Raw genomic sequence first — 20,613 nt, 5'->3', positions numbered from 1 at the left:
TGTCATCTCCTCGCCGGTGGCAGGCCGAGAGCGGTCATGCCGATGATGTCGCGCTGCACCTCGTTGGTGCCGCCGCCGAAGGTCAAGATGAGCGCGGACCGATGCATGCGCTCGACCCGGCCTCGAAGGAGCGCTCCGTGCGAACCCTGACGCAGAGTCGCCGAAGGGCCGAGGATCTCCATCAGCAGGCGGTATGCCTCGGTGGCGAATTCGGTTCCGAACACTTTGTTGGCGGATGCGGCCTCGGGACCCGGCGTCTGTTCCGAGTTGGCGATCTCCCAGTTCATCAACTTCAGGTATTCGGCCTTGGCGTGAACGCGGGCCAGGTTGACCTGCACCCACTCCTGATCGATCACTCGGCGACCGTCCGGCAGCTTCGTGTTCTGCGCCCATTCGCGAACCTCACGCTGGGCCGTCAGGATCGGACCCGCCGACGTCAGTGCGACGCGCTCGTGGTTGAGCTGGTTCGTGACGAGTGCCCATCCACCGTGCTCGGGGCCGACGAGGGCGGACGTGGGAACGCGCACGTCCTGGTAGTAGGTGGCGCTCGTGTCTGGCCCGGCCATCGTGTGCACCGGTGTGTACGAGAAGCCCTCGGCGGTGGTGGGCACGATCAGCATGCTGATGCCCTTGTGCTTCTTCGCGTCGGGGTCGGTGCGACAGGCCAGCCACACGTAGTCGGCGTAGGCGATGAGGCTGGTCCACATCTTCTGGCCGTTGATCACGTATTCGGCGCCGTCCTTGACGGCCGTGGTGCGGAGGGACGCCAGGTCGGTGCCGGCCTCGGGTTCGGAGTAGCCGATCGAGAAATGGAGTTCGCCCGCGGAGATCTTCGGAAGGAAGAAGGCCTTCTGCTCCGGCGTCCCGAAGTGCATGATCGTCGGCGCGACGGAATTGATCGTCAGGAACGGCACCGGTGCTCCCGCGATGGAGGCCTCGTCGGTGAAGATCAACTGTTCCATGGCCGAGCGTTCTTGCCCGCCGTACTCCTTGGGCCACCCGAGTGTGAGCCAGCCGTCCTGGCCCATCTGGGCGACGACATCGCGATACACGGTGCCGGAGCCGTACTCGCCGGTGGTGGCGGAAAGTGCCTCGCGCCGTTCGGGAGTGAGCAACTGAGCGAAGTATTCCTGCAGTTCCTCACGCAACTTCTGTTGTTCCGGCGTGTAGGTGATGTGCATCGAGAGCACCTCTTCGGTCGGTCGGTGCCCGAATCATTGCACACGACTGGAACAGGTTCTAGTGTTGTGGCAGGAATGGTGTGGATCACAGCCCGATCCCGCCCTGTCCGCCCCTCTTGAATTCAACGAGAAGTGAGGTATGTCGATGGAGGTCAGGGTTGATCTCGATATGTGCGAGGCGAACGGAGTGTGCGTGGGGATTGCACCCGACATCTTCGACCTCGACGACGACGAGGTGTTGCATATCAGCTCCGCCGTGGTTCCTGTCGACCGCGAAGCCGACGTGCGCTCTGCGATCTCGCAGTGCCCGAGGGCTGCGCTGTCGGAGCACCCGTGACGAACCGCGCCGCGACCATTGCTCAATTCTGTAACACGTTCTACTGTTGCGACGTCTGAAGAGAAGGCAGGAGAACGCTTCCATGAATGCAGTGAACAATCGCGACGTAGGCCTCGAAGGCAAAGTCGCCGTCGTGACGGGCGCCGGGTCCGGACTGGGTAAGTTCGAGGCGCTCGAATTGGCGCGAGCGGGCGCCGCTGTGGTCGTCAACGATCTGTCCGCGAACGATGCGGTCGAGGAAACGCTCGAAGAGTTGCGTGGTCTCGGCGCCGGTGCGGAGTTCGTGGCAGGTGACATCGGTGAGCGGGCAACGGCCGACGCCCTCCTCGACACGGCGCAGAAGAAGTTCGGCAGTCTCGACATCGTCGTCAACAATGCCGGGATCACTCGCGACCGAATGTTGTTCAACATGTCGGACGAAGACTGGGATCTCGTTCTGAAGGTGCATCTGCGCGGACACTTTCTCCTGTGCCGCAATGCGGCGTCGTACTGGCGTGCCAAGTCGAAGGAATCCGGCGCACCCGTGTACGCCCGGATCGTCAACACGTCGTCCGAGGCGGGACTGCTCGGACCCGAGGGCCAGGCCAACTACGGAGCGGCCAAGGCGGGTATCACCTCGCTGACCCTGTCCGCTGCGCGCGGACTCTCTCGGTATGGGGTGCGGGCGAATGCGATCTGCCCGAGGGCTCGCACGTCCATGACCGAGAACGTCTTCGGGGAGGCGCCGGCGGAGGGGATCGACCCGCTTTCGCCGGATCATGTCGCAGCCCTCGTCGCGTACCTTTCCTCGCCCGCTGCGGAGACGGTCAACGGACAGGTCTTCGTGGTGTACGGACCGATGGTCGCGCTGATGGCCGCGCCGGCCGTGGAACAGCGTTTCGATTCCGCAGATGGGCAGTGGTCGGCAAAGGCGCTGGCTTCCGAGTTGGGCGAGTACTTCGACGACCGCGATCCCGCCAGGATGTTCTCGGCGTCGGCAGCGCTGAAGTCGCTGGGCTGATCGACGTAAGCGCCCAACTGTCTCGGTTGGCGTATGTCACAGTCTGGTCGTGAAGTGTGACGCGCTACGATTTCCCCGCCGATCGAGGCGATTCGGTCGTTGTTACTTGGTACAAATACAGGGTCCTCGCTGCGGTCGGACCTTCTCGTGAGGCCCAACCGTGCGATATGGAGGGGCTGGATTCAGGTAGATCCTGTTCTAGTTTCGAACGCTGTGAGGGGAGCGGCAAGGCGCTCGGGGAGAGCGTCGAAGGGGGAGCGGCGGGAAAAGTTCGGGCGATCCTCGGACGAGCTCGGGGCTATTCGTGAACCGTTACGAAGTTGGTCGCCGAAATACTCTTGTTGCAGGGGTTATGGGTATCGAATGTCGGTGAGATATCGCGCCACGAGCGGGACTTTTCGTCGAGGGTGAGCACACTGTCAGCACCTGGATCGATTGAACGTACGGGGGCGATCCGTGTGCGATTGCAATCGTGATGCAGGCCACTTTTGACACATGAACACGTTCTAGTTAATATGACCTGGGTCACAGGCCGTTCCGGAGGACTGGACATGGAATTTCGAGCGGCTCTGCGTCGGAACATGAATGAGGAGGATGGATGGTAGACCTCCTCGAGGTGCCGTTGCGCGCGGTCGGAGGGTTCTTCGCGGTTTCGGCGGAGACCCTCCGTGCCGTGTTCTCCCGGCCGTTCCAGCGGCGTGAGTTCGTCGATCAGGCCTGGTTCGTCGCACGGGTGTCGATGTTGCCCACCGTTCTGGTGGCCATCCCTTTCACCGTGCTGGTGAGCTTCACGATCAACATTCTCCTGAGGGAGATCGGCGCTGCCGACCTCAGCGGCGCGGGCGCCGCACTCGGAACCGTCACCCAGGTCGGCCCGATCGTCACGGTCCTCATCGTGGCAGGCGCCGGTGCAACCGCGATCTGCGCCGACCTCTCGGCCCGCACCATTCGCGAGGAAATCGATGCCATGCGGGTGTTGGGAATCAACCCCATCCACCGCCTCGTCGTCCCGCGTGTTCTGGCATCGACGGTTGTTGCACTGCTGTTGAACGGCCTCGTCTGCACCATCGGCATCTTCGGTGGCTTCGTGTTCTCCGTTTTCGTTCAGGACGTCAACCCCGGAGCGTTCGTCAACGGCATCACCCTGCTCACCGGATTCGGTGAGCTCATCATCTCCGAAGTCAAAGCCGGTCTGTTCGGAATGATCGCCGGCCTCGTGGCCGCCTACCTGGGACTGAACGTCCGCGGCGGCGCCAAGAGCGTGGGCGATGCCGTCAACCAGACCGTGGTGTTCTCCTTCATGGCGCTGTTCGTCGTCAACGTTCTCGTCACCGCTGTCGGCCTCAAGCTGACGGACGGGTGATCGACATGGTGGTGGGATAAATGGCACTCGCAGCAGCCGGCCGCTTTCCGCGGACTCGGCGTAGATTCTCCAGGGCATCTCGGTCCGTCGACCGGGTCGGCGAACAGGCGTTGTTCTTCGCGCGCGCCATCGGTTCGGCGCCGCGCGCCCTGATGCACTACCCCCGTGAGACGTTGCGGCTCATCGCCGAGATCAGCATGGGGACCGGCGCGCTCGCCGTGATCGGTGGAACGGTGGTCATCGTCGGCTTCCTGACGCTGTTCACCGGCGGCACCATCGCCGTTCAAGGCTACAGCTCGCTCGGCAACATCGGCGTCGAGGCCCTCACCGGCTTCTTCGCTGCCTTCATCAACGTTCGCATCGCGGCGCCGGTCATCGCAGGCATCGGACTCGCTGCCACGATCGGCGCGGGCTCGACCGCTCAGCTGGGTGCGATGCGCGTGTCCGAGGAGATCGACGCGCTCGAGGTCATGGCCGTTCCGTCGGTGCCCTACCTGGTCAGCACCCGTGTCATGGCGGGAATGATCGCCATCGTTCCGCTCTATGCACTCGCGGTGATCGCGTCGTTCATCGCCAGTCGCTTCGCGACCGTCGTGCTCTACAAACAGTCGGGCGGTGTGTATGACCACTATTTCTCGACCTTCCTGATGCCCACGGACATTTTGTGGTCGTTCGCGCAGGCCATAGTCATGGCTATCGCGATCATGCTGATCCACACCTACTACGGATTCAACGCGACCGGCGGTCCCGTCGGCGTCGGTGTCGCCGTCGGCAATGCCGTCCGGTCGTCGCTCATCGCCGTCGTCACGGTCACCCTGCTCATCTCACTCGCCATCTACGGCGGGTCCGGCAACTTCAACCTCTCGGGATAGGGGCGCCCGATGACCGATTCGAGTTGGAAGAAGAAGCTGGCCGCTCTGGTGATGGTCGGTAGCCTCGTTGCGCTCGTCGCCGTGGCACTGACCATGTTCTCCGGCGGATTCACCAAGACCACCCCGGTCACGGTGACTGCCGACCGGGCCGGACTGGTGATGGAACCCGACGCCAAGGTGAAGCTCCTCGGCGTCGAAGTCGGTCGCGTCGGTTCGATCGAGCACAGCGAAGAAGGCGCGATTCTCAACCTGGACATGAAACCCGACATGATGTCGCTCATTCCGGCCAACTCCGAGGTCGAGATCAAGTCGACGACCGTGTTCGGCGCCAAGTACGTGAACTTCGTGATGCCGAAGGATCCGTCGTCGAAGCATCTGAGCGCGGGCGCGACCATCGGATCGAAGAGCGTCACGGTCGAGTTCAACACCGTCTTCCAGCATCTGTCCGACGTACTCGCCCAAGTCCAGCCCGAGAAGCTGAACGCCACCCTCGGTGCCGTGGCCTCCGCGCTTCGCGGTCGAGGTGACGAACTCGGCCAGGTGCTCGAACAGGGAGACCAGTACCTGAAAAAAATCAACCCAAGCCTGCCGCAACTGCAGGAGGACCTGGCCAAGGCCGCACGGGTCTCCAATCTCTACGCCGATACGGCGCCGGACCTGCTGCACACCGTCGACAACGTCACGGCGATCGGCAACACGGTGGTCGATGAGCAGGCCAACCTGGACAGCTTGCTCCTCAACGTCATCGGTCTCGCGGACAACGCGAACGGTGTGATCACCGAGAACGAGCAGAACCTGGTGTCGGCGCTCGACCTCCTCGAACCGACCACTGACCTGCTCGCCGAATACTCACCTGCCATCACCTGCTTCATTCAGGGCTTGAACAACGCACGTCCGCTCGGTGAGGCGATCTTCGGTGGAAACCAGGAAGGCATCGCGCTCAATGCCAGCTTCATGTACGGCATGGATGCGTACGAGTACCCACGCGACCTCCCCAAGGTGAACGCGACCGGCGGCCCGAACTGCTGGGGATTGCCCAACCCAGACCCGAACGTTCACGCCGACTTCGTCGTGACGGACACGGGAACGGTGCCCTTCGTTCCGTCGACCAAAACGGAGCCGCGTGTGCCCAAGTTGTTCCAGATCCTGTTCGCCGGCGTCTACCCGGAACAGGGGGAGTAGGCGATGAGAAGTGTTTCGATCAAGCTGTTGATCTTCGCGACCGTGATGGCCATGATCTTCGCGGGACTGGCGCTGGTCTTCAGTCAGTACCGATTCTCGAGTTCGAACGACTATCACGCCACGTTCACCGACGTCTCCGGTCTCGAGCCGGGCGACAAGGTGCGCATCGCAGGTGTGCCGGTGGGGGCAGTGGAGAGCGTCGATATCGACGACGACAATCTGGCCTCGGTCGAGTTCACAGCGGACACCAAGTACAGTCTCTTCGACGGTACCAAGGCAACGGTTCGGTACGAGAACCTCGTCGGTGACCGCTACATGGAACTGCTCGAGGGTGCCGGGTCGACCGAGCAGTTGGCAGACGGGGGGTCGATTCCCGTCGAGAACACCTCTCCCGCACTCGATCTGGACCTGTTGCTCGGTGGATTCAAACCGCTCCTTCGTTCCCTCAATCCAGCACAGGTGAACAAACTGTCCGAAGCTCTCGTACAGGTGTTTCAGGGGCAAGGTGGCACGTTGGTGTCACTGCTCGGAAGTACGAGTTCCTTCACCAACACCCTTGCGGATCGCGACCAGCTGATCGGCGACGTGATCAACAACCTCAACGAAGTGCTCGGGACGATCAACGATCGCGGGGACCAGTTCAAGTCCACCCTCGACCAGCTGCAGCAGTTGGTCAGCGGTCTGGCGCAGGACAAGGACCCGATCGGTGAGGCAATCCCCAAGATGGCCACGGCAACTGGCGATCTCGCTCAACTGCTCGAGGGAGTCAGGCCGCCGCTGCAGAGCACAATTGCGGAGGCGAATCGCACAGCCACCCAGCTCAATGCGGGTGAAGACGAGATCAACTGGGTGCTCGAACGACTGCCGGCGTCCTACCGGAAGCTGATCAGGCTCGGCACCTACGGCAGCTTCTTTCAGATGTACGTCTGTAGTGCCAACTTCAAGTTCGGAGCACCGAACGGGCAGGACATGGTCGTCAAGATGCCGGGGGCACAGGACACGGGAAGGTGCGCGCCGAACTCATGAAAGCAGAACGCAATCCCGTCCAGGTCGGCATCATCGGTGTTGCCGTCTCCGCGATGATCGTGATCGCGACCCTGCAGTACGACCAACTCCAGTTCATCTCGGGTGGAACGCATTACACCGCCGAGTTCGCCGATGCCGGTGGTCTGCTCGAAGGTGACGAGGTCAGTCTCGCCGGTGTGGAAGTCGGCAAGGTCACGGACGTGGAGCTCGAGGACAAGCACGTCGCGATCACCTTCACCATCGAGGACGGAATCGCTCTCGGCGATGCGACAGAGGCGAACATCAAGACGAACACGGTGCTCGGACGTAAGTCTCTGCAGATCGTTCCGCGGGGAAACGAAACCCTGGACGTCGGGAGCACCATCCCACTCGATCGCACGAATTCGCCGTACTCGCTCAACGATGCATTGGGCGACCTCACGACCACGGTGTCCGAACTGGACACCGACCAGGTCAACAATGCGCTGAACTCGATGTCGGGGGCCCTGGAGAACACGCCGCCCGAGCTGCGGACCGCGCTGGAGGGTATGACACGCCTGTCGGAGAGCATCAACTCGCGCGACGAGAGCCTCCAGCAGTTGTTGTCTCGCGCAGAGGACGTGACGGGTATCTTGGCCGATCGCAGCGATCAGATCAATCAATTGATCGTCGACGGCAATGAGCTGTTCGCCGAACTCGATCGTCGGCGTAACGCGATCAGTCAGCTGATCGCGAACGTCTCCTCTGTGTCGAGGCAGCTCTCGGGCTTGGTTCTGGACAACCAGGAGCAGATGAAGCCCACGCTGGATCAGCTCAATCACGTGGTCGGGATTCTGCAGAAGAACAAGGAGAATGTAGGGCAAGCGTTGGAGGCTCTCGCTCCCTATGCGACGTCCCTGGGTGAGGCCGTGGGTAGTGGATCGTTCTTCATGGCATACCTGCAGAACGTAGGTGTGCAGAAATTCCTGCAGCCGTTGTCGGATGCCGTGACGTGGCCGGAACACCTGCCTGACGACCTGCGGTCGTTGGTCGACCCCGCGCCCGGTATCGAGTTCAAGGATCCGACACGATGACAGAGACGAACACTGTGAAATCACGCAAGAAGTGGCTGGCTCCACTGGCCGCCGGGTTACTTGTCGTCGCCGTGGTGGTGGCTGCAGCCGTGTATTTCCTGCCCGGACTGGGCAAGAACAAGGTGGTCGCATACTTCCCGAGCACCACCGGGTTGTACGAAGGTGACGACGTACGAGTGCTCGGCGTCAGTATGGGCCGAGTCGACAAGATCGAGCCCGGTGGCGACTATTCGAAAGTCACCATGTACATGGATTCGTCGGTCGATGTTCCGGCCGACGCCAAGGCCGTCATCGTTGCGCCGAGCTTGGTGTCGGGCCGGTTCGTCCAGTTGACCCCGGTCTACGAGAGCGGCCCCAAGCTCGAAGACGGCGGTGAGATTCCCGTCGAGCGCACGGCTGTGCCGGTCGAGTGGGACGAGATCAAGACCGAACTCACCAAGCTCTCCGATGCACTCGGGCCGCAGGGCGCGGATCCGCAGGGTTCACTCGGGAACTTCATCGACACCGCGGCCGACAACCTCGACGGCAACGGACAGACCATTCGCGATACGTTGCGGGAGCTTTCGGACACGATGCGGGTCTTGTCCGACGGCCGCACCGACCTCTTCGGCACGGTGCGTAACCTGCAGACTTTCGTCTCCGCGCTGTCGTCGAGCAATCAGCAGATCGTTCAGTTCGAGGGTCGACTCGCGTCCGTATCGGATTTGATGGCGACCAACTCGGACGAGTTGGGTCAGGCCCTGGCCGATCTGGATGTCGCCCTCGCTGACGTCGACCGGTTCGTGAAGGAGAACCGAGGCGCACTCACCGAGCAGGTAGGACGTCTCGCGGAAGCCACTCAGGTTCTTGCGGACCATCGTCCGGATCTCGAAAAGGTCCTGCACGTGGCACCTACCGCGTTGGCCAACTTCAACAACATCTACAAGCCTGCCCAAGGTTCGCTGGTCGGTTCGGTAGCCTTCCCCAACTTCGCGAATCCGGTGCAGTTCATGTGTGGTGCCATCCGGGGTATCGAGGCCAACGATTCGGACAAGAGTGCCGACCTGTGTGCGCAGTATCTGTCGCCGGTACTGAACTCTTTGACCAACAACTACCTCCCGATTCTGACCAATCCGGTCGCTGGAACCAACGCCTTCCCCGATCAGATCAGCTACAGCCCACCGAGTCTGGCCGGTGAGGTGCCGCCTCGTACGGCGAAGGTGCCGGATGCGGCGCCGCTGGACCTGGCTCCCGCGGTGGGCATCCCGAAGGGACTCGAGGACTTGCTGCAGCCGGGAGGTGGACGATGAATCGTCGAGTCACGACGGGCCGAGCGCGTAGAGGCGTGGCGATCGCCGCATTGTCGACCGCGTTGACGGTCACCCTCACCGGCTGCGAGTGGGAGGGACTCAATTCGCTGCCTTTGCCCGGAACACAGGGGCAGGGAGACGACGCCTACACGGTGAAGATCGAGATGCCGAATGTGACGACGCTGTCACAGAACTCACCCGTCCGGGTGAACGACGTGACGGTGGGATCGGTCACCGGTATCGACGTGGAGAACTGGCACGCCATGGTCACCGTCTCCATCAACGGCGGGGTGGAACTGCCTGCCAATGCGACGGCGAAGATCGGGCAGACCAGCCTCCTCGGCTCGCAGCACCTCGAGTTGGCGCCGCCGGCCGATACCAGCCCCGAAGGTGTTCTCGCGGACGGCGACGTGATTCCGATCGAGCGCGCCGGAGCGTACCCCACAACCGAGCAGACACTGTCGTCCCTCTCCGTGGTTCTGAACGGCGGCGGCATCGCTCAGATCCAGGACATCACCGAGGAATTGAATGCGACCCTGGACGGTCGGGAAGGGTCGATCCGAGACCTGCTGCCTCAACTCGACCGCCTGGTGACGAGCCTCGATCAGCAGCGTGGCGACATCGTGAATGCCATGGAAGGAATGGACCGACTGGCCGGAACCGTCAACGCACAACGAGACACCCTGACCGCCGCGCTCGACAGCATCCCGCCTGCTCTGCAGGTCTTGGTCGGACAGCGGCAGAATCTGACCAATGCGCTGGTCTCGCTGGGCAATCTCAGTGATACCGCGACCCGGGTGATCGACGCGAGCGGTGAGGACCTCAAAGCGAATCTTCGCAATCTGACCCCGGTTCTGCGTGAACTGGCGGACTCGGGCAGTGCTTTGACCGACGTCCTCTCGTTGGCTCTCACCTACCCGTTCCCGATGAAGACGATGGACAATGCGATCAAGGGCGACTACGCGAACCTCATGATGCTGATCGACATGACACCCGAGCGGATCGACAACAACTTCCTCACCGGTACGGGGTTGGGCGGCACATTGGGTGGCGTCGAAGGTGCCATCGGGTCGCTGGCCGGTCCGGCAGCAGGTACCGGAGACCCGCTGCGAAACCCGTTGCAACCGCCACCGGCGGCAGCACCCGAGCCCGCCCCTGCCCCGCAGGGTGATTCGACCCCGACACCGCCCAAGGCGCCGGCCGCAGCGCCTGCGCCGTTGATTCCGGGGCTACCGTCGATCCCGGGGATTCCGGGACTGGGAGGGGGACCGACACCATGATGCTCACAAGGTTCGTGCGCATACAGCTGATCATCTTCGCGATCCTGACGGTGATCGGGCTCGTGGTGATGTCGTTGCAGTACATCAAGATTCCGTCGATGTTCGGGATCGGCCGTTACGAGGTGACCGCTGAGCTGGCGTCGACGGGCGGTTTGTATCAACGCGCGAACGTCGCGTACCGCGGCACCAATATCGGTGTGGTCGACGCGGTCACCCTCAATTCCGACGGTGTCGAAGCCAAGATGTCGATCGACAGCAGCTACAAGGTTCCGGCCGATGTGGACGCGGTCGTCAAGAGCGTGTCCGCAGTCGGCGAGCAGTACGTGGATCTGATTCCGCGGTCGTCCGACGGAGCCGAGCTCGCCGACGGCGACGTGATTCCCGAGGACCGCACGGCAATCCCACAGGACGTCGGAGAAATGCTCGACCAGGCAGACGTACTGCTCGCGAGCATTTCGGACACTCGGTTGCGCACCGTGATCGACGAAGCGTTTCTCGCGTTCAACGGCGCGGGCCCGGACCTTCAGCGCCTGATCGATTCGGCCCGGCTCTTCGTGCAGGAGGCCGACGCCAATGTCGATGCGACCAAGACCCTGATCGATCAGGTCGGTCCGCTACTCGAGACGCAAGAGGTCAGTAGCGACGCGATTCGCTCGTGGACCAAGGATCTGATGACGTTCACCGATCAGGTACGGGCAAGTGATCCGAACCTGCGATCGATTCTCGAGAAGGGCCCCGGAGCGGCGCAGGAAGCCAACGCACTGTTCCAGGATCTTCGCCCCACCCTGCCGCTGCTGCTGGCGAACTTGGTGAGTGTGGGCGAGGTCGGTGTGATCTACCACCCCGGCATCGAGCAGATCCTCGTTCTGTATCCGCCACTGACGGCGGCGCTGACCACGGCGGCCACCGGCGGCCCGCTGGACGAAGGCGCGATCGTGGACTTTGCTCTGGCACTGCATGATCCGCCGCCGTGTGTCACCGGATTCTTGCCCCCCGAGGAGCGCCGTGACGGAACTCAAACCGAGGTAATCCCCACTCCGAGCGATCTGTTCTGCAAGACCGCGCACGACGACCCGAGCGTCGTTCGTGGTGCCCGAAATCTACCGTGCATGGAGTACCCGGGCAGGCGGGGTCCGTCCCCGGAGGCGTGCCGCGAAGGTTATGTGGCCGAGGGCAACAATCCGCCCACCGGGCCCAGCATGCCGCCGGATGTACCCTCGTACACGACAGTCCCAAGTTCCTACGAAGGCTCCTCAGATGTGCCGGCAACGGCAGTCCCGTACGACCCGGGTTCAGGAAGCTTCAGAGGGTCGGATGGCAAGGCATACAGCCAACCGAACCTGACGTCCGGATCGCCGAGAAAGGACCCGACGTGGCAGACGATGATGACAGGACAGCTGGGTTGAGTTCGAAGACCGACTCCCTTTCGGCCCCAGCTGCAGATTCCTCCACGGTAGACAACACTTCCAAACCGCGGCAGCGTCGACGTGCGGTCCGGAACGCGGGTGCACCGGGCGGTGTGAACGACTCGAAGAGCGCGGAAACCGTCGCCGCGACTCCGGCCACAACGAATACGGACAAGTCGGATGGAAAGGCTGTGCCGCTGTCCGATTCGGCGGGCGAAGAGCCTCCGAAGAGCAAGCGGTCACCGAAGTCGCTCGCGCTTGCCGGACTTGCCGGCGTCCTGGTCGTCGCCCTGATTGCGGCCGCTGTCGTTCTGGCGGTTCTTCGCTATCAAGTGCAGGCGGACAACGAGAAGCGTCAGGAGTACGTGGACGCTGCGAAGCAGGCGGTGTTGAATCTGACCACGATCCATCCGGAGTCCGCACAGGAGGACGTCGCGCGGATCATCGACGGTTCGACAGGTGAGTTCCGTGAGGATTTCGAGGGCAGGCGCGATCCGTTCGTCAGCGTGGTCCAGGACAGCCAGGTCAAGACCGACGGCAACATCGTCGAAGCGGCGATCGAGGACTTCACCGACGGCCCGACAACTGTTCTGGTTGCGGCCAAGACCACGGTGAGCAGTGCCGATCAGCCCGAGCCCGCGGACCGTAATTTCCGGATGCGGGTGACCGTGGTCGACGAGGACGGCAAGTTGAAGGCATCGAAGTTGGAGTTCGTTCCGTGACCGAAGAGAAGAGCACGCCAGAGGTGCCGGCCATCGACAGTGCGTCGACCGACAGTGCGTCGACCGACAGTGCGCCGACCGACAGTGCGCCGACCGGCGGAAAGAACACACGAAAGACGGTTCTCGCGTCACTGGCGGGAGTTCTCGTACTCGTGCTCGTGGGACTGGTCGTGTGGCAGGGTCTGGCCTACCGCGAGGATCGGCAGGTCGAGCAGACCCGGGAAGAAGTCGTCGACGTGGCAGGCCAACAGGCGGTCGCCATGCTCGCATACAACTTCGATACCGCCGAGGATCAGTTGACCAGTGCCTCGGACGGGCTCACCGGGTCGTTTCGTGAGGACTACACGAAGCTGATCAACGATGTGATCGTTCCCGGTGCACAGGAGAAGAAGCTCACCGTCCAGGTGACCGTTCAGGCAGGCGGGGTCATCTCTGCCGAGCCGGAACACGCTTCGGTCCTGCTTTATCTCAACCAGATCACCACCAGCGCAGATGCTCCCGAAGCGAAGACATCGGGTAGCCGGGTGAAGATCGGACTCGACAAAGTGGACGGCCGATGGCTGGTCAACAACCTGGAACCGGTGTAGCCGTGACGAATACGCGCGAACTCGTCGAGCTCGTCGAGGGGTCGCCGAAGGCTGTGGCCGTTCACGATCGCGACGCGTGGCTGAGTCTGTTCACGAGTGACGCCGAGGTCAACGATCCCGTCGGTTCGGCACCGCATGTCGGGGTAGCCTCCATCGGGCCCTTCTACGACACGTTCATCGGGCCGAACACGATTTCCTTCGATGTGGACCGCGACATCGTGTGCGGCATGACGATCGTCAGAGATCTGCACGTGACGACCGTGATGTCCACGGGTGCGACGCTGAAGGTCCCGATGCACCTGCGGTATGTGGCGGAACGTACGGACGGAAATCTGAAGATCGCGCGTTTGTACGCGCACTGGGAACTTCCGTCGATGATCACGCAGTTGATGCTCGCCGGCAGCAAAGGGCTGCTGGCCTCGGCGAAGCTGACGCCACAGTTGGTGTCGAACCTGGGTCCGAGTGGCGCCGTCGGCTTCATGCGTGGGTTTGTCCGAGTCTCGAGGCATGGCAAGAAATCTGCAACGCGTTTCCTTTCTGCGGTGCAGCAGGGTCGGGTGGATCTAGCCGAAGGGCTGCTGGCAGACGACGCTGTTCTGGAGTATCCCCTGGGCGCCGCCGTCACACCTGCTCAGTTCGTGGAACTAGCTGGCTCCGTTACCTGGAGCAAAGTTATATGTGCAGGTAGATTCGTTACCGCCTCGATCGAGTCCGAGGTCGAAGCAGGAGTGATCCTTTTCGAGTTCGGGCCGCGAGGCCGAAAGATCGAAGCTGTACAAATGCTGACTAACCGTAAATGACCCCCCTTCCTAACTGAAACAAGTTCTAGTACTCTCGGGTAGGCCAAGGCCGAGGCTCGACGCACCCCCCCGCGTGGATCGTCAAGGCCAAGACCTAGTGCAGGGAGTCGTTCATGAAGGTCGCAGTCACAGGGGCCGCAGGCTACGTCGGTACCAACCTTGTCGATCTCTTGGTGGACCAAGGCCATGAAGTCACCGCCATCGACCGCGTTCGCCCGGTCCACGCGACCGAAACGGGCGTCAGGTGGGTGGACGGAGACGTGCTCGACCCCGCGTCGATGGAGAAGGCGCTCGCCGGCGCCGAGGTCGTGTACCACCTCGTCGCGATGATCACTCTCGCGCAGAAGGACGAACTGGCCTGGAAGATCAACACCAAGGGAGTGCGAACCGTCGCGGAGGCCGCGCTGGCAGTAGGTGTTCGACGGATGGTGCACTGTAGCTCCGTTCATTCGTTCGATCAGGAGAACTGCGGCGGATCACTCTCCGAGGTCAGCGCGCGGTCTGTCGACCCCGCGCTGCCGGTCTACGACCGCTCGAAGTGGCAGGGCGAAATCGAACTCAGAGAGGTTGTCGACGCGGGTCTCGACGCCGTTGTCTGTAATCCGACAGGCGTTTACGGACCGGCCGATTACGGATTGTCCCGCGTGAACGGATTGCTCCGCTCCGCCGCACGCGGCCGGGTTCCGGCATTCGTCGACGGCGGATTCGACTTCGTGGACGTTCGCGACGTCGCGGCGGGTCTCATCGCTGCCGGGGAGAAGGGCAGGACGGGCGAGAACTATTTTCTCTCGGGACACATGCTTCAACTGACCGACGCGATGCGGATCGCGGCCAATGTGACGGGCCGTCGCGGCCCGGTGTTCAGCCTCCCTGCCGGGGTGCTGAACGCGGTGATCCCGATTCTCGAGCCGATCGGCGCCAAGCTGGGCTCGGACGTGCTGTCGAAGGCAGCGATGTCCGCGATTCTCGCTGCTCCGCGGATCGACGGCTCGAAGGCGCGCTCGGAAATCGGATACAACCCGCGCCCCGCGGAAGAGACGATTCGCGATTTGATCGCGTTCCTGGTGTCCTCGGGGCAGCTCGGCAGCTGACCTGCCGAGCGTCAGCTCTTCTCGTTCGCCTCGCCGGGAGTGATGAGAGCTCGACCCGCGGCGCCGTCGTGGGCCAGTGCGTCGAGGAACGAGCGAGCCCACCGGTCGACGTCGTGCGCGAGAACCTGCCGGCGCAGCGCACGCATGTGACGACGTCCGTCCTCGTGTGGCTGATCGAGTGCCTGTTCCATCGCGTCCTTCACGCCGTCGAGGTCGTGCGGATTACACAGGAAGGCTTGACGGAGTTCGGCTGCGGCGCCGGTGAATTCACTCAGCAGCAGGGCGCCGCCCAGGTCGCTGCGGCACGCGACGTACTCCTTGGCCACGAGGTTCATTCCGTCTCGTAGCGGTGTCACCAGCATGACATCGGCGGCGACGAAGAAGGCGATCAGTTCGTCTCGCGGGATGGGCCGGTGAATGTAGTGCACGACCGGACGGCCGACCTCGCCGAACTCACCGTTGATGCGGGACACCTTGCGTTCGATGTCGCCGCGCATCTGCACGTAGCTTTCGACGCGTTCGCGGCTCGGTGTGGCCAGTTGCACCATCACCGTGTTCTTGGGATCGACCCGCTTCTCGACCAGCAGTTCGTGAAGTGCCGCGAGCCGGACGTCGATGCCCTTCGTGTAATCCAGACGGTCCACGCCCAGCATGATGTGCTCGGGGTTTCCCAGCTCTTCGCGAATCTGCTTCGCCCGGTCGCGAATCGCCTTGCTCTTCGACTGTTCGTCGAGCCTCCCGGAGTCGATCGAGATCGGGAATGCACCGACCCGAACGTTCCGGAAACCAACCTGCACGACACCGAGCTTGGAGCGGACACCGACCGTGCCGCGTGAGGTGGGCTGACCGGCGAGACGCCGCGCGAGATACAGGAAATTCTGAGCGCCGCCCTGCAAGTGGAAGCCGATGAGGTCGGCGCCGAGCAGACCCTCGACGATCTCGGTCCGCCACGGCATCTGCATGAACAGCTCGACCGGGGGGAACGGAATGTGGAGAAAGAATCCGATGCTGAGATCGGGACGGAGCATGCGCAGCATCTTCGGGACCAGCTGAAGCTGGTAGTCCTGGATCCAGACCGTTGCTCCGTGCGCCGCGGCCTTCGACGTCGCCTCGGCGAAGCGTCGGTTGACCTCGACGTAGGAGTTCCACCATTCCCGGTGATATTCCGGCTTGACGATGACGTCGTGGTACAGCGGCCACAGCGTCGCGTTGGAGAAGCCCTCGTAGTACTGCGCGATGTCGTCTGCGCTCAGGGTGACCGGGTAGAGCTCGAGCCCGTCTTCGACGATGGGGTCGAGCTCTGCATCGGCCACACCCGCCCAGCCGACCCAAGCGCCCTGATTGCTGCGCAGGATCGGCTCCAGCGCTGTGACGAGCCCTCCGGGGCTCCGCTTCCAGCGGGTGGTGCCGTCCGGGAGTCGTTCGAGGTCCACCGGAAGCCGGTTGGCGACGACCACGAAGGTCGCCTGCCCCGACACCTCGTCGCGCGCCGCTACCTGGTCCTTCGCCGCATCGTTCGACGCAGATCGTGCTGACGTTGTTTCCGGACCGGCGGCCACATGCTTCCTTAGGGTCGAGTGAACGGGACTTTCAGTCGGTCTTGCTCTCCGGGCCGATTCCGAGCATCGACAGGAGCATCCGGCACTCGTCGGCATCCGCAGCATATGCAGCAACGACGCGCTGCGCCTGGTGTGCGGTTTCGTCGGCGACGGGTTCGAGCTCGTCGTCCGCGATGTCGGTGTCTGCGGTCGTCTTCGCGGGCATGCGTTTCCTCTCGGGCTTGCTGCTACCTCGCGGGTAGTTGGTCGTATCGGCGACTCTATGAGAATCGGGTGGTCAGATGCCAGTCGCGAGTCGGTTAGGGTGTGCTCAGTTGATGGTATCGGCGTATTCGGAGTGCTGGTGAAAAGTGGTGGTGCGGCGATCCTCCGCCGGGTGATCCTGCGAAATCGGCGCGCCCTCGCCATCGGCACCGTGCTGGTGAGTGTGCACCAGGTGGCCGAGACGATGGTTCCGATCACCATTGGCGTCATCATCGATCGAGCGGTGGTGACAGGCGATACGTCTGCGCTCGTCGCGTCCCTCGTCGCACTCGCGCTGCTTTTCGTCGTTCTCACGGCCGCCTGGCGTACCGGCGCACGGTTCATCGTGAAGGCGATGCAGAACGAGGCGCATTCGCTGCGGGTGGAGGTCGCGCGGCGCATTCTCGACCCTCGCGGGGTGCGCACGGAACTGCGGTCGGGGGAGTTGCTCACGGTCTCCACTTCGGATGCCGATCATGCGTCCTGGGTCGCGGACATCGTCGCGCGAGGTGCTGCGGCGCTCACGGCTGCTCTCGGATCCGCGATCGCCCTTCTCGTGATCGACGTGCAGCTGGGTCTCGCGGTGCTGATCGGCACCCCGGTGATCCTCGGACTGCTTCAGTTGGCCGCACCACTGATCACCAGGCGGGCGACCGCAGAACAGTCGGCCGTCGCGCGGGTGTCCGCCATGGCCACGGATCTCGTGAGCGGATTGCGACCCCTACGCGGCATCGGTGCCGAGACAACGGCATCGGCGAGGTACGGCGCCACGAGCGGTTCGGCACTCGGCGCGGCCCTGCGGACGGCGAAGAGCACCGGCGTGTACGCGGGCGTCGCCGTGACCGTGAGCGGACTGCTCGCCGTGTGTGTCGCCGGCCTCGCGGGTTGGTTCGCCCTCGAGGGCAGGATCACCATCGGTGAGCTCATCACCGTCGTCGGCCTGTCGCAGTTCTTCATCGAGCCGCTGGGAATGCTCGCGCGGATGCCGGGCGTGATCGCGGTGTCGCGGGCTTCGGCCGATCGGCTCGCGCTCGTCCTCGACGCGGACCCGATGCTGCCTGCGGGAACCGAGGTCGTGCCGGTGGGCGGCGACCTGCAGTTGCGAGACGTCCGCTACCGTTCGCTCGACGGTCTGTCGCTGTCCGCGGCGTCGGGAGAACTGCTCGGTGTTCTCGCCTATCGCCCCCAGGACGCCGAGGCTCTGGCAGCGGTCCTGTCGGGGCAGGTGCCGCCGGACCGGTATTCCGGAGAGCTCACGGTCGGCGGTGCCAACCTGGCGGAGGCCGGCCTCGAGCAGGCCCGTCGAACGATGCTCGTCGAGCCGCACAACGCGGATCTGTTCTCGGGGACGATCGGATCGAACGTCCGAGCCGCCGATCGGGAAGCCGACGTCGAGCAGGTGCACAGCGCGCTCACCGCATCCTCGGCGACCGATGTGGTGGCCGTGCACACGGCAGGACTCGCGCACGAGGTGACCGACCGCGGTGCCTCGTTGTCGGGCGGGCAACGCCAGCGTGTGGCTCTCGCCCGGGCATTGGTGGCTCGTGCGCCGATCCTCGTGCTGCACGATCCGACGACAGCGGTGGATGCGGTGACCGAACACAGCATCGCAGAGGGGATCGCGGGGATACGGCATGGCGACACCGCGGGTGGACGACACACGACGGTGCTGGTCACGAGTAGCCCGGCGCTCTTGGCCGTCGCAGACAGGGTCGTCGTGATCGACAACGGCGTGTCCGTCGCTGAAGGCACCCACTCGGCCCTGGTGGAGTCCGACGAGATCTACCGCAGGGTGGTTGTGCGATGACCGAGATCCTGCCTGTCGCGAGTGCGCGCGACACCTGGAAGTGGTTGCGGAGCCAGTTGGGAAAGCAGCGTGGCGCGGCATCGATGACCCTGGTCGTCGCGGCCGCTGCCGCAGCACTCGCCCTGGTGCCGGTCTACGTGTTCGGCGTCCTCGTGGACCGTGTCCGCGAACAGGCCGACCCGTCGATTCTGGTGTGGGTGATCGCGATCATCGTGGCTGCGGCGGTTGTAGGTGGCGTCTGCACCGGTATCGCCACCTACCTCGTGAAACGACTCGGCGAACGAATACTGGCCTCGTTGCGTGAGCGCGCGGTCGACCGAGCGCTGCGTCTGCCGATCGACACCGTCGAGCGCGTCGGCAAAGGCGATCTCTTGGCGCGAGTGGGCGACGACGTATCGGTGATCGGAAAAGCTGTCACCGAGGTGATACCCAATCTGGTCGCGGCGGTCATGCTCGTGGTGCTGAGCATCCTCACGATGCTCGGAATGGACTGGCGCCTCGGCCTCGCGGGCATGGTGGCATTGCCCATGTACGTGCTGGCCCTGCACTGGTACCTACCCCGGTCCGCCCCGATCTACGCAGCTGAACGTGTGGCGATGGGTGAGCGCTCTCAGGCGCTGATCAGCAGCATGCAGGGTGCGCGCACCGTTCGCGCGTACGGGCTCGAGAACGAGCACCTGGACCGCATCGATCGATCGTCCGGAAAAGCCAGAGACCTCGCGGTCGGGGTGTTCGGTCTGTTCACTCGCTTCGCCGGACGCGGAAATCGGGCCGAGTACGTAGGCCTCGCCGCGATTCTGGCTGCCGGCTTCTTCCTGGTGAAGGCGGACATGGTCACGGTCGGCGAAACGACAGCGGCGGCTTTGCTGTTTCATCGTTTGTTCAATCCGATCGGCATGCTGATGTACTCCTTCGACGAGGTGCAATCCGCGGGGGCGAGCCTCGCCCGGCTCGTCGGTGTCGTCGATATTGCGGAGCCGTCGCGTCCACGGTCGACCCGAACGGCGCCGGCCTCGGACCTCGAACTCGAGTCGATTCGGCACACCTACGACGGTGAGCACGAGGTTCTGCACGGTGTGAACCTGCACATCGCAGCGGGGGAGCGGGTCGCACTGGTGGGTTCGACCGGTGCGGGGAAGACGACGCTCGCCGCGATCGCAGCAGGTTCGATCGACCCCACCGCAGGTTCGGTCAAGATCGGTGGTGTGCCATTGGTCGAGCTGACCCACCTCCGCTCCGACGTGGCGATCGTCAGTCAGGAAGTGCACGTGTTCGCGGGCCCGCTCGTGGACGATCTCCGACTGGCGGCGCCGAAGGCTTCGGACGAAGACGTGGTGGCAGCGTTGGCGAGTGTCGGTGCCCTCGGTTGGGTGCAGGCGCTCGAGTCCGGGGTGGACACCGTCGTCGGTGAGGGTGGGCACGAGCTGACCGCGTCGCAGGCTCAACAGTTGGCGCTTGCGCGCCTGGTCCTTGCGGATCCAGCTGTGGCGATTCTCGACGAGGCCACGGCCGAGGCTGGGAGTTCCGGCGCTCGCGATCTCGAGGAAGCAGCCGTGGCGGCCACTCGAGGGCGAACGACTCTCGTGGTTGCACACCGGCTCACGCAGGCGGCGTCGGCCGATCGGGTGGTGGTTCTCGAGCACGGGCAGATCCTGGAGCAGGGACCTCACGATGCGTTGGTTGCCGCCGGTGGCCGCTACGCGCAGCTGTGGGCCGCGTGGGAGGGTCGCCAGCTCAGCGGAGAACGTTCTACGTAGATAACGGGACCGGACATGTGTTCCGGCGCGATACTGGTGCTGCGCGACGGCGAGGACCG

The 20,613-nt window shown here is 63.6% G+C and carries 19 protein-coding genes; 16 read left to right on the top strand and 3 right to left on the bottom strand.

Annotated features, from left to right (window positions below; genetic code table 11):
- Nucleotides 1-2: 2 nt before the first annotated feature.
- The gene (locus ACFWO3_RS07785) at nucleotides 3-1,181 is read right to left on the bottom strand and encodes an acyl-CoA dehydrogenase family protein (protein ID WP_378575734.1); all 1,179 of its coding nucleotides are present in this window, start codon (nucleotides 1,179-1,181) and stop codon (nucleotides 3-5) included.
- A 145-nt stretch (nucleotides 1,182-1,326) separates the two neighbouring features.
- Here ACFWO3_RS07785 and ACFWO3_RS07780 point away from each other — a divergent pair, with 145 nt between their 5' ends.
- From ACFWO3_RS07780 to ACFWO3_RS07715, 14 genes are all read left to right on the top strand, one after another.
- The gene (locus tag ACFWO3_RS07780) at nucleotides 1,327-1,518 is read left to right on the top strand and encodes a ferredoxin (RefSeq protein WP_378575731.1); all 192 of its coding nucleotides are present in this window, start codon (nucleotides 1,327-1,329) and stop codon (nucleotides 1,516-1,518) included.
- A gap of 82 nt (nucleotides 1,519-1,600) precedes the next feature.
- Nucleotides 1,601-2,518, top strand: coding sequence for a 3-oxoacyl-ACP reductase (locus ACFWO3_RS07775; protein WP_378575728.1), 918 nt, complete (start codon nucleotides 1,601-1,603; stop codon nucleotides 2,516-2,518).
- A gap of 598 nt (nucleotides 2,519-3,116) precedes the next feature.
- Nucleotides 3,117-3,881: an MlaE family ABC transporter permease gene (locus ACFWO3_RS07770; RefSeq protein ID WP_378575725.1), complete on the top strand. Its 765-nt coding sequence runs from the start codon at nucleotides 3,117-3,119 to the stop codon at nucleotides 3,879-3,881.
- 20 nt (nucleotides 3,882-3,901) lie between these two features.
- Nucleotides 3,902-4,753, top strand: a complete 852-nt coding sequence (locus ACFWO3_RS07765; RefSeq protein ID WP_378575722.1) for an MlaE family ABC transporter permease — start codon at nucleotides 3,902-3,904, stop codon at nucleotides 4,751-4,753.
- Between the two features lie 9 nt (nucleotides 4,754-4,762).
- Nucleotides 4,763-5,935, top strand: a complete 1,173-nt coding sequence (locus ACFWO3_RS07760; protein WP_378575719.1) for an MCE family protein — start codon at nucleotides 4,763-4,765, stop codon at nucleotides 5,933-5,935.
- Between the two features lie 3 nt (nucleotides 5,936-5,938).
- Entirely contained in the window at nucleotides 5,939-6,961 is a 1,023-nt protein-coding gene (locus ACFWO3_RS07755) for an MCE family protein (RefSeq protein WP_378575716.1), read from the top strand.
- Nucleotides 6,958-8,013, top strand: a complete 1,056-nt coding sequence (locus ACFWO3_RS07750; RefSeq protein ID WP_378575713.1) for an MCE family protein — start codon at nucleotides 6,958-6,960, stop codon at nucleotides 8,011-8,013. The genes ACFWO3_RS07755 and ACFWO3_RS07750 overlap by 4 nt, the downstream gene beginning before the upstream one ends.
- Nucleotides 8,010-9,302 (top strand): MCE family protein, encoded by a 1,293-nt coding sequence (locus tag ACFWO3_RS07745; protein WP_378575710.1) that lies wholly within the window; start codon nucleotides 8,010-8,012, stop codon nucleotides 9,300-9,302. The genes ACFWO3_RS07750 and ACFWO3_RS07745 overlap by 4 nt, the downstream gene beginning before the upstream one ends.
- The gene (locus ACFWO3_RS07740) at nucleotides 9,299-10,582 is read left to right on the top strand and encodes an MCE family protein (RefSeq protein ID WP_378575707.1); all 1,284 of its coding nucleotides are present in this window, start codon (nucleotides 9,299-9,301) and stop codon (nucleotides 10,580-10,582) included. Before ACFWO3_RS07745 ends, ACFWO3_RS07740 begins: the two co-directional genes overlap by 4 nt.
- Nucleotides 10,579-11,988 (top strand): MCE family protein, encoded by a 1,410-nt coding sequence (locus ACFWO3_RS07735; RefSeq protein ID WP_378575704.1) that lies wholly within the window; start codon nucleotides 10,579-10,581, stop codon nucleotides 11,986-11,988. Before ACFWO3_RS07740 ends, ACFWO3_RS07735 begins: the two co-directional genes overlap by 4 nt.
- 113 nt (nucleotides 11,989-12,101) lie before the next feature.
- Nucleotides 12,102-12,710, top strand: coding sequence for a hypothetical protein (locus tag ACFWO3_RS07730; protein WP_378575701.1), 609 nt, complete (start codon nucleotides 12,102-12,104; stop codon nucleotides 12,708-12,710).
- The gene (locus ACFWO3_RS07725) at nucleotides 12,707-13,297 is read left to right on the top strand and encodes a h domain protein (RefSeq protein WP_378575698.1); all 591 of its coding nucleotides are present in this window, start codon (nucleotides 12,707-12,709) and stop codon (nucleotides 13,295-13,297) included. Before ACFWO3_RS07730 ends, ACFWO3_RS07725 begins: the two co-directional genes overlap by 4 nt.
- Before the next feature lie 2 nt (nucleotides 13,298-13,299).
- Nucleotides 13,300-14,097: a nuclear transport factor 2 family protein gene (locus ACFWO3_RS07720; RefSeq protein WP_378575695.1), complete on the top strand. Its 798-nt coding sequence runs from the start codon at nucleotides 13,300-13,302 to the stop codon at nucleotides 14,095-14,097.
- A gap of 113 nt (nucleotides 14,098-14,210) precedes the next feature.
- A complete protein-coding gene (locus ACFWO3_RS07715; RefSeq protein WP_378575692.1) occupies nucleotides 14,211-15,188 on the top strand; it encodes an NAD-dependent epimerase/dehydratase family protein in 978 nt (325 codons plus the stop codon).
- A gap of 11 nt (nucleotides 15,189-15,199) precedes the next feature.
- On the opposite strand, the gene ACFWO3_RS07710 is transcribed toward ACFWO3_RS07715, so the two are convergent.
- Nucleotides 15,200-16,666, bottom strand: a complete 1,467-nt coding sequence (locus tag ACFWO3_RS07710; protein WP_378575917.1) for a trehalose-6-phosphate synthase — start codon at nucleotides 16,664-16,666, stop codon at nucleotides 15,200-15,202.
- 112 nt (nucleotides 16,667-16,778) lie between these two features.
- Complete coding sequence (locus ACFWO3_RS07705; protein ID WP_378575689.1) at nucleotides 16,779-16,952, bottom strand: hypothetical protein; 174 nt, start codon at nucleotides 16,950-16,952, stop codon at nucleotides 16,779-16,781.
- 138 nt (nucleotides 16,953-17,090) lie between these two features.
- Here ACFWO3_RS07705 and ACFWO3_RS07700 point away from each other — a divergent pair, with 138 nt between their 5' ends.
- Together ACFWO3_RS07700 and ACFWO3_RS07695 are read left to right on the top strand one after the other, a co-directional pair.
- Nucleotides 17,091-18,797: an ABC transporter ATP-binding protein gene (locus ACFWO3_RS07700; protein WP_378575686.1), complete on the top strand. Its 1,707-nt coding sequence runs from the start codon at nucleotides 17,091-17,093 to the stop codon at nucleotides 18,795-18,797.
- Nucleotides 18,794-20,554: an ABC transporter ATP-binding protein gene (locus tag ACFWO3_RS07695; RefSeq protein WP_378575682.1), complete on the top strand. Its 1,761-nt coding sequence runs from the start codon at nucleotides 18,794-18,796 to the stop codon at nucleotides 20,552-20,554. The genes ACFWO3_RS07700 and ACFWO3_RS07695 overlap by 4 nt, the downstream gene beginning before the upstream one ends.
- The last annotated feature ends 59 nt before the right edge of the window (nucleotides 20,555-20,613 follow it).

The sequence above is a fragment of the Rhodococcus sp. NPDC058521 genome (assembly GCF_042719695.1).
GTDB lineage: Bacteria > Actinomycetota > Actinomycetes > Mycobacteriales > Mycobacteriaceae > Rhodococcus_F.
This window is presented reverse-complemented; position numbering and strand designations above follow the sequence as displayed.

Excerpts from the sequence above, each read along its gene's own strand:
- ACFWO3_RS07755 (WP_378575716.1), top strand. The coding sequence starts at position 5,939 with ATGAGAAGTGTTTCGATCAAGCTGTTGATCTTCGCGACCGTGATGGCC.
- ACFWO3_RS07770 (WP_378575725.1), top strand. The coding sequence starts at position 3,117 with ATGGTAGACCTCCTCGAGGTGCCGTTGCGCGCGGTCGGAGGGTTCTTC.
- ACFWO3_RS07780 (WP_378575731.1), top strand. The coding sequence starts at position 1,327 with ATGGAGGTCAGGGTTGATCTCGATATGTGCGAGGCGAACGGAGTGTGC.
- ACFWO3_RS07705 (WP_378575689.1), bottom strand. The coding sequence starts at position 16,952 with ATGCCCGCGAAGACGACCGCAGACACCGACATCGCGGACGACGAGCTC.
- ACFWO3_RS07775 (WP_378575728.1), top strand. The coding sequence starts at position 1,601 with ATGAATGCAGTGAACAATCGCGACGTAGGCCTCGAAGGCAAAGTCGCC.
- ACFWO3_RS07735 (WP_378575704.1), top strand. The coding sequence starts at position 10,579 with ATGATGCTCACAAGGTTCGTGCGCATACAGCTGATCATCTTCGCGATC.
- ACFWO3_RS07785 (WP_378575734.1), bottom strand. The coding sequence starts at position 1,181 with ATGCACATCACCTACACGCCGGAACAACAGAAGTTGCGTGAGGAACTG.
- ACFWO3_RS07740 (WP_378575707.1), top strand. The coding sequence starts at position 9,299 with ATGAATCGTCGAGTCACGACGGGCCGAGCGCGTAGAGGCGTGGCGATC.
- ACFWO3_RS07695 (WP_378575682.1), top strand. The coding sequence starts at position 18,794 with ATGACCGAGATCCTGCCTGTCGCGAGTGCGCGCGACACCTGGAAGTGG.
- ACFWO3_RS07760 (WP_378575719.1), top strand. The coding sequence starts at position 4,763 with ATGACCGATTCGAGTTGGAAGAAGAAGCTGGCCGCTCTGGTGATGGTC.
- ACFWO3_RS07765 (WP_378575722.1), top strand. The coding sequence starts at position 3,902 with ATGGCACTCGCAGCAGCCGGCCGCTTTCCGCGGACTCGGCGTAGATTC.
- ACFWO3_RS07750 (WP_378575713.1), top strand. The coding sequence starts at position 6,958 with ATGAAAGCAGAACGCAATCCCGTCCAGGTCGGCATCATCGGTGTTGCC.
- ACFWO3_RS07715 (WP_378575692.1), top strand. The coding sequence starts at position 14,211 with ATGAAGGTCGCAGTCACAGGGGCCGCAGGCTACGTCGGTACCAACCTT.
- ACFWO3_RS07745 (WP_378575710.1), top strand. The coding sequence starts at position 8,010 with ATGACAGAGACGAACACTGTGAAATCACGCAAGAAGTGGCTGGCTCCA.